11 protein-coding genes are annotated in these 16,247 nt (G+C 73.9%); 5 read left to right on the top strand and 6 right to left on the bottom strand.

The window, feature by feature from the left end:
- Nucleotides 1-285: 285 nt before the first annotated feature.
- Entirely contained in the window at nt 286-1,173 is an 888-nt protein-coding gene (locus tag ACP6CK_RS07525; RefSeq protein ID WP_426958265.1) for an alpha/beta fold hydrolase, read from the bottom strand.
- A gap of 143 nt (nt 1,174-1,316) precedes the next feature.
- Here ACP6CK_RS07525 and ACP6CK_RS07520 point away from each other — a divergent pair, with 143 nt between their 5' ends.
- The gene (locus ACP6CK_RS07520; protein WP_426958264.1) at nt 1,317-2,294 is read left to right on the top strand and encodes a Bug family tripartite tricarboxylate transporter substrate binding protein; all 978 of its coding nucleotides are present in this window, start codon (nt 1,317-1,319) and stop codon (nt 2,292-2,294) included.
- A gap of 86 nt (nt 2,295-2,380) precedes the next feature.
- Here ACP6CK_RS07520 and ACP6CK_RS07515 read toward each other — a convergent pair whose 3' ends face one another.
- The 5 genes from ACP6CK_RS07515 to ACP6CK_RS07495 form a co-directional block, all read right to left on the bottom strand.
- Nucleotides 2,381-2,758, bottom strand: coding sequence for a DUF6481 family protein (locus ACP6CK_RS07515; protein ID WP_426958263.1), 378 nt, complete (start codon nt 2,756-2,758; stop codon nt 2,381-2,383).
- A 250-nt stretch (nt 2,759-3,008) separates the two neighbouring features.
- Nucleotides 3,009-3,959 carry an NAD-dependent epimerase/dehydratase family protein gene (locus ACP6CK_RS07510; protein WP_426958262.1) on the bottom strand — a complete coding sequence of 317 codons (951 nt, stop codon included), beginning with the start codon at nt 3,957-3,959 and terminating at the stop codon, nt 3,009-3,011.
- 44 nt (nt 3,960-4,003) lie between these two features.
- A complete protein-coding gene (locus tag ACP6CK_RS07505) occupies nt 4,004-7,132 on the bottom strand; it encodes a hypothetical protein (RefSeq protein ID WP_426958261.1) in 3,129 nt (1,042 codons plus the stop codon).
- Entirely contained in the window at nt 7,129-9,267 is a 2,139-nt protein-coding gene (locus ACP6CK_RS07500) for a polysaccharide deacetylase family protein (protein ID WP_426958260.1), read from the bottom strand. Before ACP6CK_RS07500 ends, ACP6CK_RS07505 begins: the two co-directional genes overlap by 4 nt.
- A gap of 101 nt (nt 9,268-9,368) precedes the next feature.
- Entirely contained in the window at nt 9,369-10,313 is a 945-nt protein-coding gene (locus tag ACP6CK_RS07495) for an endo alpha-1,4 polygalactosaminidase (RefSeq protein WP_426958259.1), read from the bottom strand.
- A 273-nt stretch (nt 10,314-10,586) separates the two neighbouring features.
- On the opposite strand from ACP6CK_RS07495, the gene ACP6CK_RS07490 reads away from it, so the two are divergent.
- From ACP6CK_RS07490 to pelF, 4 genes are read left to right on the top strand one after another with little or no spacing between them, the layout of a single operon-like run.
- On the top strand, nt 10,587-12,107 hold the full coding sequence (locus tag ACP6CK_RS07490) for a tetratricopeptide repeat protein (protein WP_426958258.1): 1,521 nt from the start codon (nt 10,587-10,589) through the stop codon (nt 12,105-12,107).
- Between the two features lie 4 nt (nt 12,108-12,111).
- Nucleotides 12,112-13,713: a GAF domain-containing protein gene (locus ACP6CK_RS07485; protein WP_426958257.1), complete on the top strand. Its 1,602-nt coding sequence runs from the start codon at nt 12,112-12,114 to the stop codon at nt 13,711-13,713.
- Nucleotides 13,710-14,729, top strand: a complete 1,020-nt coding sequence (locus ACP6CK_RS07480) for a tetratricopeptide repeat protein (RefSeq protein ID WP_426958256.1) — start codon at nt 13,710-13,712, stop codon at nt 14,727-14,729. The genes ACP6CK_RS07485 and ACP6CK_RS07480 overlap by 4 nt, the downstream gene beginning before the upstream one ends.
- Nucleotides 14,726-16,246 carry a GT4 family glycosyltransferase PelF gene (pelF, locus tag ACP6CK_RS07475; RefSeq protein WP_426958255.1) on the top strand — a complete coding sequence of 507 codons (1,521 nt, stop codon included), beginning with the start codon at nt 14,726-14,728 and terminating at the stop codon, nt 16,244-16,246. Before ACP6CK_RS07480 ends, pelF begins: the two co-directional genes overlap by 4 nt.
- Nucleotide 16,247 lies beyond the last annotated feature (1 nt).

Below are 16,247 nucleotides of genomic sequence, written 5' to 3'. Positions count from 1 at the left end.
CGGCTGCCGAGGAGCGTCTGCTGACGAGGAAGGGCGGGGAGCGGCGCTGCCGCGTGGCCTCCGCCTCGCCGATCCGCCGGACCTCGCGGCGGCAGCGCGCCTCGAGCGCGCCCATATCGGCTCGGCCGGACTGCGTGATGCGAATGGTCAGGGTGAGCACGGCCTCGGTACCCTCGGTGGTGCGGATCTCGATCGGTCCTTCGCGGCGGTCATAGGGCTGTCCGGGCTCCCCGGTCGCGGCCGGGGCGCAGGCCGCGACGAGGGCTGCGGGGAGCCACGGACGGATCACGGCAGGAAGCTTTCCAGCGCGGCGAGGACCTCCTCCGGAGCTTCCTCCGCGAGGTAGTGGCCGCTGGTGACGGCGTGGCCGCTGATGGGGCCGTCGGCATAGGCGCGCCAGATGGCCAATGGGTCGTACCACTGGCCGATCTTGCCCTTGCTGCCCCAGAGGGAGAGCAGCGGGCAGCGGATGCGCTCCCCGGCGGCGCGGGACGCGCGATCATGGTCGAGGTCGATGCCGGTGGCGGCGCGGTAGTCCTCGCAGATGGATTCCACGGTCCCCGGCAGGTGCAGCGCGGCGAGGTAGTCGGCGCGGGCCTCGGGATGGAAGAAGCCGTCATCCTTCGGCTCGCGGGAGGAGTGAAGGCGAAACCAGTCGTCCACGTCTCGCAGGATCATGCGCTCGGGCAGCGGGTGGGGCTGGGCGAGGAAGAACCAGTGATAATAGCCGAGCGCGAAGGACATGTCGGTGCGCTCGAAGTGCTCGAGCGTCGGCACGATGTCCATGGTGCAGAGGCGCTCCACGCGGTCGGCGTAGTCCAGCGCCAGGCGATGCGCGACGCGGGCACCGCGGTCGTGGGAGATGACGGTGAAGCGGTCATGGCCGAGGCCGGTCATGAGCGCGGCGAGGTCGGCGGCCATCTCGCGCTTGGCGAAATGGGCCGCGCCCCTGGTGACGCCGGGCTTGCTGGTGAAGCCGTAGCCCCGGATGTCCGGGCAGATCACCGTGTGACGGCGCGCCAGGGCGGGCGCGACCTTGTGCCACATGGCATGCGTCTGCGGGTTGCCGTGCAGCAGGAGGAGGGGAGGCCCCTCGCCGCCGCGGCGGAGGCGGATGCGCTGGCCGTTCGCCTCCCGGGTTTCGAGCGTGAAGCCCTCGAAGAACATCGGCATTCCTTCCCGGCGGGTGGCGCAGTCTGGCGCCTCCGCAAGGGGGCGTCAGCCCCGGGGGGGGGCGCGGTTCCCCGGGCCGGCGATCCGTGGCATCCGTCGCCGCCAAGGGGCCGCCGCGCGCGGCCGAGGGCGGGAGGAAGCGGATGATCGCGAGGCGTGGGCTGTTCGGGCTGGCGGCGGCTGCCCTGCCGGTGGCGGCGCGGGCCCAGGGAGCGGCCTGGACGCCGGGTCGGGCGATCTCGATCGTCGTGCCCTATCCCGCCGGCGGACCGACCGACGCGCTGGCCCGGCTGGTGGCGGCGGAGATGGCCAGGGATCTCGGCACCGCCGTTGTGGTGGAGAACGTGGCGGGCGGGGGCGGCGCCATCGCCTCGGTGCGGGTGGCGCGGGGGCCGGCGGACGGGACGCAACTCATCCTCGCGTCCAACCAGACACATGCGACGAACATCTCGCTGCTGCCGAACGGCGGCGGCTACGACCCGGTGCGGGATTTCCGGCCGGTCGCGGGCATGGCGGACCTGCAGCACCTGCTCGTGGTCCGGCCGGAGATCGCCGCGACGGACGTCGCGGCGCTGCTGGCGATGGCGCGGGCTGAGCCCGGACGGCTCACCTGCGCCTCCACGGGGCAGGGATCGGCGTCTCACCTGACGCTGGAGCTGTTCCGGGCGAAGACCGGCGTGAACATGGTGCACGTCCCCTATCGCGGCACGGCGCCGATGATGAATGATCTGATGGGCGGACACGTGGACCTGTCCTTCGCCACCACGCCCTCGGTCCTGGGGCAGATTCAGGCGGGGCGGCTGCGGGCGCTGGCGGTGGCCTCCCCGAACCGGTCGCCGCACCTGCCGCAGCTTCCGACCATGGCGGAGGCGGGCGTGCAGGGCGTGGAGGCGGATGCGTGGTTCGGGCTCTTCGCCCCGGCGGGCGTGCCGGAACCGGCCCTGGCGCGACTGCGGGCGCTGGCCCTGGCGGCCATCGGGCGGGAGTCCGTGCGCGAGCCGGTGACGCGCAGCGGCATGACGGTGAACGTGCGGGACGCGGACGCCATGGGGCGCTTCCTGGAGGAGGACATCCGCCGCTGGGCAGAGGTCATCCGGGTCGCCGACGTAAAGCCGGAATAGCGACGCGCCGGCCGCCGCCGGAAAGGGCGGGCGGGAGCCGGCGCGTGTCTCCTGCGGTCCCGCCAGGGCGGCGGGGCCGCTGGCGCTCAGCGCTTGCCCGAGGCCCGGGCCTTACGAGCGGCGTAGCGGCGGTCGCGCTCGAGCTTCTGCTCGAGAAGGAGGTTCTTCTTCGCCTCGATCTCGGCCAGGGCCTGGCGGGCGAGCTCGGCCTGGCGGGCCTCCTCCTCCGCGATGAGGCGCAGGCGCTCGGCCTCCTGGCGGGCGCGTTCCTCTTCCTTCAGGCGGCGCCGCTCGGCCTCGCGCACCTCGCGCGCCTCGACGATCCGGCGGCGTTCTTCCCGCCGGGCGGCGACCTCGGGGTCGTCCTCGGTGGGGCGGGACTGGAAGCGCGCCAGCAGCGCCTTCTTGGCTTCGATCGAGTTCTTGGCGCGGTCGTTGAAATCAGTGCCCTTGAGGGTTCGCATCGTGTCTCTCTGATGGGGGCCCGGGCCCCGGCCGCATGAATCGAGCGGGGGCGCGGATGGGGCTCAGGTGGCACCGGACGGGGGAAAAGAAAAGCCCGAAATCGAAGCTTCATCGAGATGATACGCGCGAGCGACATGAACGGGGTTGCTCCGCCGTGGCGACAGGTGCGCCGCGAGCCGCCCCGCCGGTGGCATCCCACGGGGAGGAGGACGCTCTCCTCCCCCCTCTCAAGGGCTGTCGCGAAGCCGATCAGGCCGCGCGCGGGAGCGGCTGCGTCAGGGCCGGTCCGCAGAGCGTGGAGAGGCCGTCCCGCAGCGGGGTCAGGGCCCGGACGCCGAGGCCAGCGATGGCCCGGGACGGGTCTCCCAGCGAGGTGCGGATGTCGCCGAGCCGGGCCTCTCCATGCCGGATCGGGACCGTGGTGCCCGCCACCTCCGCCAGCGTGGCAGCGAGATCGAGGATGGAGGTGGAGCACCCGGTGCAGACGTTGAACACCTCGGCGCGCGGCGCGCCCTCCGCGAGCCCGCGCATCCCGGCTATCAGATGCGCCACCACGTCTGCCACGAAGACGAAGTCGCGGACCTGGCCGCCGTCGCCGTGGATGGTGATCCCCTGCCGCGCGGCGATCCGGGCGGCGAAGATGCTGATCACGCCGGAATAGGGCGAACTGGGGTCCTGCCGCGGGCCATAGACGTTGAAGAAGCGGAAGCCGGCGGTAGGGACGCGGTGAACGCTGGCGGCGACGCGGGCGTGCAGCTCGGAGCCGAGCTTGTCGGCGCCGTAGGCGGTCTGCGGGGACGGAGCGGCATCCTCGCGGATCGGGCCGTCGCCCTGGTCGCCGTAGATGGCGGCGGAGGAAGCATAGACGACAGGGATGCGGCCCTCGGCGCGGGCGGCGTCCAGCACGCAGACCGTGCCGGCCTGGTTGGCGCGGTGGGTGCCGAGCCAGTCCTCGTTCGAGCGGGCGACGGAGGCGATGGCGGCGAGGTGGAAGACGCCGGATATGCCCCGCACCGCATCCCGCACGGCCGCGGGGTCGGCCACGTCGCCCTCGATGAACTCGACCTGGGAGGCGAGGTTGTGGCGGCGCCCGGTCGAGAGATCATCGAGCACGCGGACGCGGTGGCCGGCGCGCAGGAGCGCGTCGGACAGGTGGGAGCCGATAAATCCGGCCCCGCCCGTGACGAGGAAGGCGGTCATGAGGGGATGCGTTCCGAGAAGGGGAGAGGGCGGATTTTCCGCGTTCAACGGTCCTGGACCGCCAGCTCGGATTCGAGCAGGTCGGCCCGCAGCCCGGCGTTGCCCGGGTCACGCGTGACGAGGTCCCGCAGGATCGCGGCGCTGTCGCGCGCGCGGCCCAGGCGGAAGAGGAAGCGGGCGCGCAGCCGAGCCTGTGCCTGGCTGCCGTCGCCGGCGCCGAGGCGGTCCAGGCCGGCGATCAGCACGGGGCGCGCCTCGGCGCGGCGGTCGGCGGCGATCAGCGCCTCGCCGGCATTGAGCATCACCTGCGGGGGCTGGGGCGCACGGGTGGCGAGGAGGGCGGCGTAGTGATCGGCCGCCTGGGCCGGGCGGCGCGCGGCGGTGGCGGCGCGGGCGGCGGCGAGCAGGGCTTCGGGCGCGCGGGGTCGGGCCGCCGCGACCGTGTCGGCCGCGCGCAGGGCGAGGGCGGGCTGGCCGGATGCCTCGGCGGCCGGGCCGAGCACGGCGAGAACGGCCGGGTCCGAGGCGGCGGCGATGGCGCGTTCCAGCAGCGGCGCGGCGCGGCGGGGCGTGCCGAGCCGGGAGAGCGCCGCGCTGTAGGCGGCGGCGAGCCGCGCGTCGCGCCCCAGAAGCTCGGGGCGTGCCTCGATCGCGGCGGCGATGGCCTCGGGGGCGCCGAAGTAGTCGAGGAACTCCAGCCAGCGCGGAAGCTCGGCGGGCGGCGCCGAGTCGGCGCGGCGCCCCGCCCATTCCACCGCTTCGGGCGCCCGGCGCGGGCCCCAGAGATAGACGAGCTGCCGCACCTCCGGCGCGTCGGGCGCGGCGCGGTCTGAGAGGGCGCGCAGCGCGGCGATGGCGGCCGGCCGGTCGCCGAGTTCCGCGAGGCGACCCGCCAGGGCGCGGCGCTGTTCGCGGGAGAGGGACGCGTCGGCGGCGCGGGCGCGGAGGATCGCGGCGAGTTCGGCGGTGCGGCCAGCCCGGAGAAGGCTCTCCTCGAAGGCATTGTTCCAGCTGCCGCCGAGAGTGGCGGCGCCGAGGGCCTGGACGAGGGGCTTCGCCTCCGCGGGCGCCGCGTGGAGAGCGGTGAAGAGGGCCGTTTCCCGCGCGGCGGCGGGAAGGCGGGGGAGGAGGGCGCGGAGCGCGGCCACCGCCACCCCACCCTGGCCAGCCTGCTGCAGCAGCGCGGCGACGTGGAGAGGGCCGTAGCGGACCGGGTCCGTCCCGGCCGCCTGGGCAAGCAGCGGCGCCGCGAGCCCCGGGGAGAGGGCGACGAGCACGCGCAGCCGTGCGGCGTGCAGCTCCTCGCCGCCCGTCCCGGCCTCCTCGGCGAGGCGGCGGAAGGCCGCGTGCTGCGCGACTGCCAAGCGGGCCGCACGCGCGGCGGCCTCGAGGTCGGGATGGCCCGACAGGATGAAGACGGCACGCTCCCGCGCCCCGGTGCCCGTGGACGGCGCGGCGATGAAGTCGAGCCAGCCGGCCACCCCGCGCGCGTCCAGCGGGCCCGTCGCATCGCGGAGCAGGCGCAGCTCCGCACCGGTCCAGCCCGGCGGCAGATCGGTGCGCGCGAGCAGCGCATCCCCCGCGAGACGGGCGAGGGCGCCGTCGCGCCGCGCCACGCCGCGAAGCAGGAGTTGCAGGAGGAGGTTCGGCTCCGCGCGCCCGCCGCCGCGGAGCCAGGTGGACAGCTCGGGGATGCGGTCGGCAGCGAGGGCCATCTCGCTCCAGGCGAGGGAGGCCCCTGTGATGCCGGCATCGCGCGCGGATGCGAGCAGCGGCAGAGCCTCGGCCTGCCGCGCCGGGGTGTCGGCAAGGGCAGCCAGGACGCGCAGCGCGGCCGGGTCCGGGCTGCCGGAGCGGGCGGCGTCGCGCGCCTCCGCGAACGCCTGGGCGTGTAGGTCGAGGTCGCGCAGGAGCGCCGTGAAAGCGTCGAGGGTGGTGACCGCCTCCGGCAGGGATCCGAGCGCGCTTCGCGCCCAGCGGCGTGCGGCCTCCCGGTCGCCGCGGGCCGCGGCGGCGAGGGCGGCGACTGCGGGCTGGCCGGCGAGGTTGGCCGCCGGGATGCGGGCGAGGGCGGCGTCGCGCTCGGTGGGCGGCAGCGCCTCGGACAGGCGGAGGGCGAGCCAGGGCGGCGAGAGGGCGGGCGGGATCGCCGCCGCGACCTCCACCGCCAGATCGAAGCGCCGCTCTGCCACGGCGACATCGGCGAGAAAGGGCATCGACGCCTCGGGCAGGGTCCCCGCCTCGCGCAGAGCGAGGACGCGGGCGAGGGCGGGGGCGGTCTGCCCCGCCGTGAACTCCGCGGTCGCGAGGGCGATCGCGGCGTCGGGCTGCGTCTGTATCGCCGGCGGAAGGGCGTCGAGGAAGCGGGCCGCGAGGTCGCCGCGGCCGAGCTGAAGCAGGCCGCGCGTGACCTGCCGCACCGCTTCCGCCCCGGTCGGGCCGGTCAGCGTCGCGGCGAGGCGGATCAGGATCGCCCCCGCGTCCGGCAGGTCCACGGCGAGCAGTCCGGCATGGGCGGCCACGAGGGAGGAGGGGCGCGGCGCCGCCCGCAGCCAGTCCAGCAGCATTTCCACCGCCGCCGCGCGCTCATTCCGGCGGATGCGGTCGCGGGCAAGCTCCATCACCGCGTCGTCGTCCGCCTCGCCGCGGGCGAGGAGCACGCGCAGCGCCCGGAGACGTCGCTCCGGCTCTCGGATCTGGCCCCAGAGGACCGCGGCGCGGGCCAGGGGCTCGGCCTCGTTCGTCAGGGCGTGAAGGCGCTCCAGCGTCTCGGCGAGTTCGGCATGGCGGCGCGCCTGCTCCAGCACCTCAGCCAGCTCGCGCAGCGCGCCGACATGGTCGGGGTTGGTGCGGAGGAAAGCGCGCAGCAGGGCGACGGCGCTGTCGGTGTCGCCCTGCTGCATCGCGATGTCGAGCAGCGGCATCACGTCGCCGGCCGCAAGGCGTTCGCGTTCGGACGCGGTTCGGACCATCTCCCGCACAGCGCCGACGTCGCCGCGATCGAGCGCGATGCGGCCGCGCTCCAGCATGCCCGGCAGCATCCAGGCGGAGGCTGCGATGGCCGCCGCGGCCACGGTGCCGAGCAGCATGAAGGCGGCGGCCGGGGATGGGGTGCGCGGCGGCACGGCGCCGGGGGCGAAGGCCGCGGCGGAGGCGAGGGCGGAGGCGCTCATGTCAGCCTCATCGAAACGGTGAGCTCCGTGGCGCTGGGCGGCAGCGAGAGCGGGAGGTGCAGATCGGCGGCGACGCGCACGGGCCAATCGCGGCGGCCGTCAGCGACCATCCAGGTACCGGCCCGAGGGACGTGCCAGGACAGGGTGCCGCTGCCGAGTCCGGCGGTGCGGAAGCGCGCTTCGGCGGGAGATGTGGCAAGGGCCCGCACGTCCCAGGAGGCGTGCAGCAGCATCGGGCGAACGGGCGCGCTGCCGGCCGGGCGGAGGACGAGAAGCGGCGCCTCCACCTCGGGATCGAGGGCCACGTAGAGGTCGCCATTCGCCTCCCGCGCGCCGAGCACGCCTAGGGACTCTGCGAGATCCGGTACGCGCGCGGTGCCGCGGAGCCGGATCGTGGAGAGACCGCCGCGGTCGAGCAGGCGCCACGCGTCCGGCCCTTCCTCCCGGATCCGGAGCGTGAAGGTGCCGCGGGCCGCCGCGGCGAAGCGGCTCGCGGGAAGGCCGATGAACTCCTGCGTCCGCAGCCAGGCGATGTTGGAGACGAGCGCGTCGAGGCTCGCCTGACGCTCGCCGGAATACATGTGGTAGTAGTGGTTCATCGGCTTCAGGCGGCGCGGCGTGCCGGTGCGCTCCCAGGTCACGGGCAGGTCGCGGAAGCCGAAGAAGCGGTTTGTCCAGAGCTCGGTGTAGGTGTTCTCGTTGCTGTTCGAGGCATAGACCTGGACCGCACCGTTCGGCAGGAACTGGCCGGTCGGCGCGACGGCGCCGACGGTCGGGAACTCGTCGTCGAAGCGGGTGCTGCCGCCGTTGATGTTGCCTAGTCCGGCCGTCTGGGCCGCGGCGACGATCTCCGGATAGGGCAGGCAGTCGCCGCTCCACTGCACCAGCATGCAGCGCTTCCCGGGCGGCGCGAGCCGCTCGATCACGCGCGCGGCGCCGCGCACCTCGTTGTCCGTGCTGTAGGGCGGGTCCGGGAAGGCGCGCGGCACGGCGTATGCGCCGAGCTCCTCGGAGCCGCCGCTGCCAGAATTCGCCTCCACGTGGCTCTCGACGAGGCCGGCGGGGTTGGCGGCCATGCGCCGGTAGGCGTCGGCGTAGGGACGCTCCTTCTCCGGCGTGTAGTCGGCGAAGAAGGACCAGCGGAAGGGATGGGTGTAGGTGTGGCTCGTCACCTCCACCTGCGGGAGGGCGAAGAGCGCGCGTGCGAGATCGGAGGCGCGGGCGCCAGCCGCGCCGGGCATCGTCAGGTCCGCGGCGATCGGCGCGACGGAGATCGGCAGGTCCGGGTTCGGCGCGATGATCCGCTGGAGGATCACCTCGGTCGTTGTGGCGCGACGGCCGCCGGGCAGGCGCACCTGGCTGATCGAGCGCCACCCGTCGCCGTCGATGTGACTGTAGTAGATGCGCCGGCCGCAATGGGTCGTGCAGTCGGCCCGCGGCAGGTCGCGAAGGTCGAAGGCGGCCTCGAAGAAGGCGAAGGGGTCCAGGCGCCAGATGCGCGAGCCCGACGTGACGTCCGCCGACACCGCGTAGCCCGGTGCGACGAAGCCTCCATTCGGGCTGATGGCGACGACGTGGCTCGCACGACGCGGGACCGCGCGCTCCACCACGAGCCAGGAGCGCAGGGCGGGGTCGGTCGGCTCGTAGATGTCGTAGGTCGGGAGCCGTCCTTCCTCCAACCCGTGCTCGAAACCGATCCGGCCCTCCTCCTCCATGTGGAGCACGCGGTCGGACAGGGTGATGGGCGACCAGTCATCGCGCGGGCTCAGGCCGAGCAGCGCGAGGATTCGGCGGCGGCCCTCGGAGGCGGCGGCCTCGGTCGCGGTGCCCGGGCGCGGGGCGAGATCGCCCATGACGACGAGCTTGCGGCCCGAGCGGACGACGCGCTCCGCCCAGGTCGCGAAGGCAGCGATGTCGGGGATGCCCGGCTCGGGGAACCAGGTGAGGACGCCGCGCATCTCCGGATCATCCCAGACGGGCGGCAGCGGCTCCCGCACGTCGTGGTAGCGCAGCGTGAGGCCGAGCCATTCGAGCGGCAGCGCAGCCTGGCTGTGGACGGCGCTGAGGGAGACGGGTGTCTCGATCCGGCCGTCGATGAGGGCGAGCACGCGGCGCGGCACGGTGCGGCCGCGCAACGCATCCTGCGCGCGGGCCGGTGGCAGGACCGTGGCGAGGGGCAGCGCTGCGGTCGCGAGCAGCAGCGCGCGGCGCGACGTCGCCGCGGGACGGGAGTCGCTCAGCGTCCGGGTTCCGGCACGATGCGGTGGAGATCGATCGTCGCGACATAGGGCAGGTGGCCGTTGCGGCGCTGCCGCGCGTAGAGGCGGCGGAGCCCCGCGTGGTCGTCTGGATTCCAGTAGTCGAGGGTGAAGGTACGGATGGCCGGCGACACGCGCTTCAGCTCCGCAAGCTTGTCGAGTTGCCAGCGCGCATCGGCCTCGCTCGTCGGGCGGTAGCGACGGTTGACGAAGTCGTAGCCGCCATAGACGTTCTCGGCGAGGACGGCGTCGAGCACGCCCGCGACCGCGCCGTGGATCTCGTAGGCGCGGTTCAGCATGATCTTCGTCGCGGGGAAGCGGCGGCGAATGGAGCGCACCAGCTCGGCCGCGGCGGCGGTCATGCCGGCGAAGCGCGCGGGCTCCCGCGTCTCCAGAAAGGGCGGGTTGTCGAGCGTATCGAGGAAAACGCCGTGGAAGCCCTGGGAGAGCAGGGCCGGCACCATCTCCTCCAGGACGAGGCGATGCCACTCGGGGCGGCGGACGTCGGCGTAGAAGCTGCCGGGCCAGTTCGGGTTCTCATCCAGCAGCAGGCCGGCGGCGCGGGCGGCGGCGTAGGTCCCGCGGTTGCTCTCCGACTCGCCGGCGCTGAGATAGCCGAAAACCGTGGCGCCAGCGGCGATGGCCGGGGCGAGCGGCGGGTGGTGCTGGCCGTCCAGCACGAGCCAGCGATAGGGGAGCAGCGCCGTGGCGGGCGCTTGGTCTGAATAATAGACGAGGAAGCGCTCCTCGTTCGCGGCGGGGGAGGGCTTTGGCAGGAAGCCGACGAAGCCGGCGAGCGCGGCGAGACGCCCGCCGAAAGCCCGCCGCGGGACCGTCGGACGCGCATCCGTGAGGCACGCGCCATCCGCCTCCGAGAGAAGCGGCGCCGCCAGACAGTGGTCGTGTTCGTCCTGAACGCTCATCGCCCCCACTCGACAGGATGGACGTGGCGGAGAGCCGCCCGGCACGTCGGATGCGCAGGCGCATTCAACGATGACGGAAGAAATTCTTCCTTAATGCGGCTGCGCCATTCTCCCGCATCAGGGGATGCCTCGCGACGACGGCGCCCTCACCCGTTCCCAGGGCGTCAGGACGACGCCGCAACCGCGCGAGAGACTCATGAACCGATCGGTTATGATGTTCACCGCGGCGGTTCGCCTTCCGGCGGTGCGGGACGGCATCACGGATCGGCCGTGATGCGCCGGGCCGAGCCTCTTCTCGCGGCTGCGGCGCTGCTCGTCGCCGGCCTCCTCTCGCCGGGGCCGGCACACGCGGCCGTGCTGCACGTCTTGCTCGGTGCGACGCAGCCCGAATCCGTCGAGGTGCAGGCCGGCGGGCGCGAGGTGCTGCTGATCCTGCGCGGGCCGCTCTCGCGGTCCGATGCGCAGCGGCTATCCGCCACCGGCGGATTGGTGGAGGGCGTCACGATCGGCGACGGCGCGGTCCGGTTTCGTCTGAGCGAGCCGGTCGAGGCCGCGATCAAGCGCGGCTCGAACGCCGCGCTCGTCCTCACGACGCGCTCCCAGATGTTGACTGCCTCGGAACCCTGGGAGCAGCGGCGGCTGCTCATCCTGGAGGCGCAAGCGGCCGCGCGACAGGGTCGCACCGGCCAGGCCCGGGACAGGCTGGGCCGCGCCCTCGCGGAGCAGCCGGGCGACGTGGACCTGTCCGTCGCGCTCGCGGAACTGGAGGGCCGATCGGGCGACTGGCGCAGGGGCCTGAGCCTCTACGACGCGGTGCTGGAAGCGGATCCCGGCGCGGCGGAGGTGGCCCGCGCGAGGCGCGCGCTCGCGATGAATCGTGGGCCGCGGTTGAACGTCGATTCCTACGCGTCCTTTGCGCCGCGCGGCGAGCGGACGCAGGGCGTGCAGCTGCGCGCCGCCGCGCCGCTCGTGCCGGACTGGGCGCTGGACGCCTCCGTGGAGACGCAGCGCGGCGCGGCGCGCAACGTCGCGCGCCAGGACGGGCTCACCGGCGGTCCGCTCTCCGTGACGCGCACGCGCGGCGAGATCGGCGTCTCGCGCGAGTGGGGCGGCGGCGGTGGCGCGGTGACGCGCGCCGGGCTCTTCGCCGCGGAAGGCGGCCCCGGGGCCTTCGTGCAGCACAACTGGCAGTGGTTCGCGGGACAGACCACCCTGTCCGGTGACTATCGCCGGCCCTATTGGGAATCCCTGACCGCGCTGCAGAACAACGCCCGGCGCGACGCGGTCGCCCTGCAGCACGAGGCGCGACTGGCCGAGGGGCTGGTGGGGCAGGCGGGGCTGGGCTTCGCACGCTACGGCGTACCGGGACGGTCGGACCTGTCGAGCGGGCCAACGGTAAACGCGGCGCTCACCTGGACCCTGCCGCTGGGCGATCAGCTGGAGGCGTGGAACGCGCGGCTCAGCTACCGCTTCGCGGCCGAGTACCTGTCCGACGTGGAGGCGCGGTCCCGGCCGCTGCTGGACGTGCGGGAGCGCGAGGTCCACGCGTTGACGGCGACGGCCGAGGGGCCGGTCGGTCCGGGCTTGCTGACGGCGACCGGCGGTTACGCGGTGGACCGCTTCGGCGGGCGAGGCCCGATCGGGACGCTGCGCTACGCGCGGGCGGAAACGCCCGGCGAGCCGCTCTCCTTCGGGCTGGAGACGGGCGTGGGGCCGTCGCTCGCGCGGCAGAGCCAGTCGGTGTGGCGGATCGGCGCCTTTCTCCTGTGGCGCCTGGGCATGAGAGGGCGGTGATCGGATGAGACGGTTCCTGCATCCCGCGGGCGCGTCGGCGCTTGGCCGCCCGGCAGTCCGCGCGGTCATCGAGGGCGGGGCGATGCTGCTCGCGCTGCTGGCGATGGACGCCGTGACGGGCGGCACGCGCTTCGCCGGCGTGAATCCGCATCCCTTCGGGCTGCCGGTGCTGCTGGTGGCCGCGCAATACGGCATGGGACCGGGGGCGGTGCTCGCGCTGATGGCGGCGGCCGCGCGCTACCTCGGCGCCTGGCCGGAGATGGGCTTCGGCGAGGATGCCGCGGCGCACCTGCGCGCGCTGGCGACGAACCCGCTGCTCTGGCTCGGCCTCGCGCTCGTCGTGGGTGGGCTATCGGACCGCCTGCGGGCACGCGCCGTGCGGGCGGAGGAGGCGGCGCGACGTGGCCACGCCGAGCTCGTGAGCATGGTTGAGACGAACACGCGGCTGTCGGGCGCGCTCTCCGTGCTGGAGGGGAAGGTGGCGGGACAGCTCCGCACGGCATCGTCGATCACCGAGGCGGCGCGCGGGCTGGGCCCGGACGTGTCCGGCGTGCTGCGCGGCGCGCCGCCCCTGCTGCGCGCCGCGACGGAGTGCGCGCGCTGCTCCTTCTACCTGCTGCAGGGGGACGTGCTCCGGCTGGCCGCGAGCGAGGGCTGGTCCGCCGGCGGCGCGCCGGCCGCGGAGATCGCCTACGGCCCGCTGTTCGACGCCGTGGTGGGACAGCGGGCGGTGCTGGTCGCCAACCGGACGGAGGATCGCGCGGCGCTGAACGGGCAGGGCGTGCTCGCCGGGCCTGTGATCTCGGGCGCCGATGGCGCGGTGCTCGGCATTCTGAAGATCGAGGAGATCGGCTTCGCCCGGCTCCACCTCGACACCGTCGCCAACTTCCGTGCGGTCTGCGATTGGGTCGGGACGGCCCTCGCGAATGCGGAGGCGCTGTCGGCGGCGGAACGGGAGCGCTTCCGCGTGGATTCCGGGCGTCTCGTCTCGGTGCATCAGGCGGAGCGGATGGTCGCCTTCATGACCACCTTGGCGGAGCGGCTGGGCTTTGACCTCTCCTTGTTCAGCGTGGAGCTGACGGCCGGCCGGATCGAGGATGAGGCAGCGCTTCGGGTGTTGCTGGAGCGGCAGTTCCGCCAATCCGACATGCTGCTGCAGGCGAGCGCGGGCGGGCGGCGCTACAGCGCGCTACTGCCCGGGACCGGACCGGTGGGGGCGCGGCTCTTGCTCGATCGCGTGGCGCGAGAGATCCACGCGGAACTGCCGGGTCTCGCGCCAGCGCTCTCGCTCTCCTGCGTGATGCTGCACGAGGGGCGAGAGGCGGTGGTGCCTTCCGCATTGCCCGTCGAAGCGCGCCGGACAAGGCCGGTCGTGGTAGGGGAACAGCGGACGGAGGCATCGCGCGACGCCATGCCGGCACCGGCCGCAACGCCCGCGATCGCGCAGCCCGTCATCATTCGCCCCTATGTTGCACCAACCCCAGAGGGGCCCCGGCGAACCCTCGATCGGCTGCTGCGTAGCCTGCAGACGGATCGGCAGGACGTCGCACGGAACGGGACCCCGGCCAGCGTTGCTGAGAGCCATGCCACGCGGCGGGCGGCATGAGGTTCACCGATTCCGCATCGCGGTGGCCCGCGCGGCTGGCGGTCCCGTCCGTGGCAGGGCTGGAGGGCGCCGCGGCGCTGCTCGCCTGGCACGGCGCGTTGTGGGCCGGTGTGGCCCTGCACGCCCTGGCTTGCGCTCTACCGCCCCTGGTGCTGTGGCGAGCGCGGGACGCCCAGGGTGTCTCGGCCGCGCTGATGCGCCTTCTGCTTCCGCTGCTGCCGGCGCTCGGGCCGGTCGCGGCGGCCACGGGGATCGTCGCCCAAGCCGCGGCACCCCTGCTGCGGTACGGGACCGGACGCACGGACCTGCGTGAGCACCTGTTTCCGCGGATCGACTCCGATCCGCTGGAGGCGCAAGTCTCGGAGCTGGAGGCGGTCGGCGACGCCGCGACGGCGGCGGGCGTGACCTCGTTCAGCGACGTGCTGCGCTGGGGCAGCGCCGTGCAGCAGGAACGGGTGGTCGCGCTGATGGCGCGGGAGTTCCGGCCGGCCTTCGCCCCGCTGTTGCGAGAGGCGCTGAGCCATCCCACCCCCGGGCTGCGGGCGCAGGCCGCGGCGGGCCTCTCGCTGGCCGAGGCGCGGCTGGAAGCGCGCACCGCCGCGCTGCGCGAGGCGGGTGGCGGACTCGAGCTGGCCCGGCATCTGGATGACGGCGCGAACAGCGGGCTGCTGGATCCGGGCCGCGCCGCCACGGCGAGGGCGGAGGCGGTGGAGATCTATCGAGCGCATCTCGCGCTCTTCCCGGAGGATGCGGGCGCGCACGCGGCGCTCGGGCGCGACCTGATGCAGACCGGACGGATGGAGGAGGCGATCGAGGCGCTCGGCGCCGCGCTGAAGCGTGGGCTGGTCACCCCTGCGATCCTCGGCTGGCTCGCGGAGTGCCTCTACCGGGCCGGCCGGCTCGACGCGCTCGTCGGCCTGATGGCCACGCAGGGTGACGTTGTGCGATCCGCGTCCGAGGCCGGCTTTCCTGTCGCGAGCAGCCTCGAGTTCTGGTCTCCCGCGAGGGCCGCATGACCGTGCGCGATGCGGAGCCCCCGGCCGATGTCGGGCTCGTGCTGGAGGGGACCTATCCTTACGTCGCCGGTGGCGTGTCGTCCTGGGTGCACGATCTTCTGCGCGCGCATCCCGACCTGACCTTCGACATCATCGCGATGGTGCCGGACGAGCGGCCGCGCAAGCGGCGCTACGAGGTGCCGGCGAACGTCCGGAACGTCCATGACCTGCCCCTGCAGGCGCCGCCGCTCGGGCGTGCGATACGGCTGCCATCCCGCCTGCTGGCGCTCCTGCAGCGCCTGGCGGCCGGGACGGCGGGCCTGGACGATCTCTCCACGTTCGAGGAATTCCGGGCCGGAGCGCGCGGGAAGCTGGGGCGACTTGCGCTGCTCGACAGCCCGGCCGCCTTCGAGGTGATGAGTGCGGCGTACGGGCGCTCGGTGCCGGACGCGTCGTTCCTCGACTTCTTCTGGTCGTGGCGGGCCTTGCTGAACGGCGTGGTGGGAAGCCTTCTCATGCCGCCGGTTCCGGCGCGCTGCTACCACGCGGTGTCCACCGGCTTCGCGGGACTGCTGGCGGCCCGGCTGGCGGTCGCGGCCCGGCGCCCGCTCATTCTCAGCGAGCACGGCATCTACACGAATGAGCGGCGGATCGAGATCGCGATGGCCGACTGGCTGCACCGCGGTCCCGAGCGGGGCCTCATGCCGGAGAAGACGGCGCGCGACCTTCGGGACATCTGGATTGCGGCGTTCGAGGGCTATGCACGGCTGACCTATGCGGCGGCCGATCCGATCATCACGCTTTATCGCGGCAACCAGTTCCTGCAGAAGCGGGACGGGGCCGATCCGGCGCGGCTCCGGATCATCCCGAACGGCATCGACGCCGCACGCTACGCGGCGATCCCGCGTGAGGATGAGGGCCGCGCGCCGACCGTCGCCCTGATCGGCCGCGTGGTTCCCATCAAGGATATCAAGACCTTCATCCGGGCCGCCGGAATCCTCGTGCAGCGGGTGCCGGAGGTGCAGGTCGAGATCCTCGGCCCGCAGGAGGAGGACCCGGTCTATGCGCGGGAATGCGGGCTGCTGGTCCAGGAACTGGGCCTGGCCGGCACGGTGCATTTCCGGGGACGAGTGGCGGTGACGGAGTGGCTGGGAAAGATCGACGTGCACGTGCTGACCTCCATCAGCGAGGCGCAGCCCTTGACCATTCTGGAGGCGGGCGCGGCGGGCGTGCCCTGCGTGGCCACGGATGTCGGCGCCTGCCGCGAGATGATCGAGGGCGATCCGACCGAGCCGGACGGGATCGGGCCGGGCGGCGCGGTCACCCCCGTTGCCGACCCCGCGGCGGTCGCGGAGGCCGTGGCGGCGCTGCTGCTCGATCCCGAGCGCCGCGCCCGGGCGGCGGCGGCGATGCAGGCCCGCATTCGCGCGCGCTTCCTCAAGTCCGACTGCGACGCGGCCTATGCCCGGCTCTATGCCGACGCGCTGGGCAAGCCGGACCGGCCGGGTTCTTCCCCGACGGCGCGCGGAGCGGCGTAGC

The organism is Muricoccus radiodurans (genome assembly GCF_050154705.1).
In the GTDB taxonomy this organism is placed as follows: domain Bacteria; phylum Pseudomonadota; class Alphaproteobacteria; order Acetobacterales; family Acetobacteraceae; genus Roseomonas; species Roseomonas radiodurans.
The sequence above is the reverse complement of the archived record's forward strand: the minus strand, read 5'-3'. Positions and strand labels throughout refer to the sequence as shown.

Excerpts from the sequence above, each read along its gene's own strand:
- ACP6CK_RS07515 (WP_426958263.1), bottom strand. The coding sequence starts at position 2,758 with ATGCGAACCCTCAAGGGCACTGATTTCAACGACCGCGCCAAGAACTCG.
- ACP6CK_RS07505 (WP_426958261.1), bottom strand. The coding sequence starts at position 7,132 with ATGAGCGCCTCCGCCCTCGCCTCCGCCGCGGCCTTCGCCCCCGGCGCC.
- ACP6CK_RS07485 (WP_426958257.1), top strand. The coding sequence starts at position 12,112 with ATGAGACGGTTCCTGCATCCCGCGGGCGCGTCGGCGCTTGGCCGCCCG.
- pelF (WP_426958255.1), top strand. The coding sequence starts at position 14,726 with ATGACCGTGCGCGATGCGGAGCCCCCGGCCGATGTCGGGCTCGTGCTG.
- ACP6CK_RS07510 (WP_426958262.1), bottom strand. The coding sequence starts at position 3,959 with ATGACCGCCTTCCTCGTCACGGGCGGGGCCGGATTTATCGGCTCCCAC.
- ACP6CK_RS07495 (WP_426958259.1), bottom strand. The coding sequence starts at position 10,313 with ATGAGCGTTCAGGACGAACACGACCACTGTCTGGCGGCGCCGCTTCTC.
- ACP6CK_RS07520 (WP_426958264.1), top strand. The coding sequence starts at position 1,317 with ATGATCGCGAGGCGTGGGCTGTTCGGGCTGGCGGCGGCTGCCCTGCCG.
- ACP6CK_RS07490 (WP_426958258.1), top strand. The coding sequence starts at position 10,587 with ATGCGCCGGGCCGAGCCTCTTCTCGCGGCTGCGGCGCTGCTCGTCGCC.
- ACP6CK_RS07480 (WP_426958256.1), top strand. The coding sequence starts at position 13,710 with ATGAGGTTCACCGATTCCGCATCGCGGTGGCCCGCGCGGCTGGCGGTC.
- ACP6CK_RS07525 (WP_426958265.1), bottom strand. The coding sequence starts at position 1,173 with ATGCCGATGTTCTTCGAGGGCTTCACGCTCGAAACCCGGGAGGCGAAC.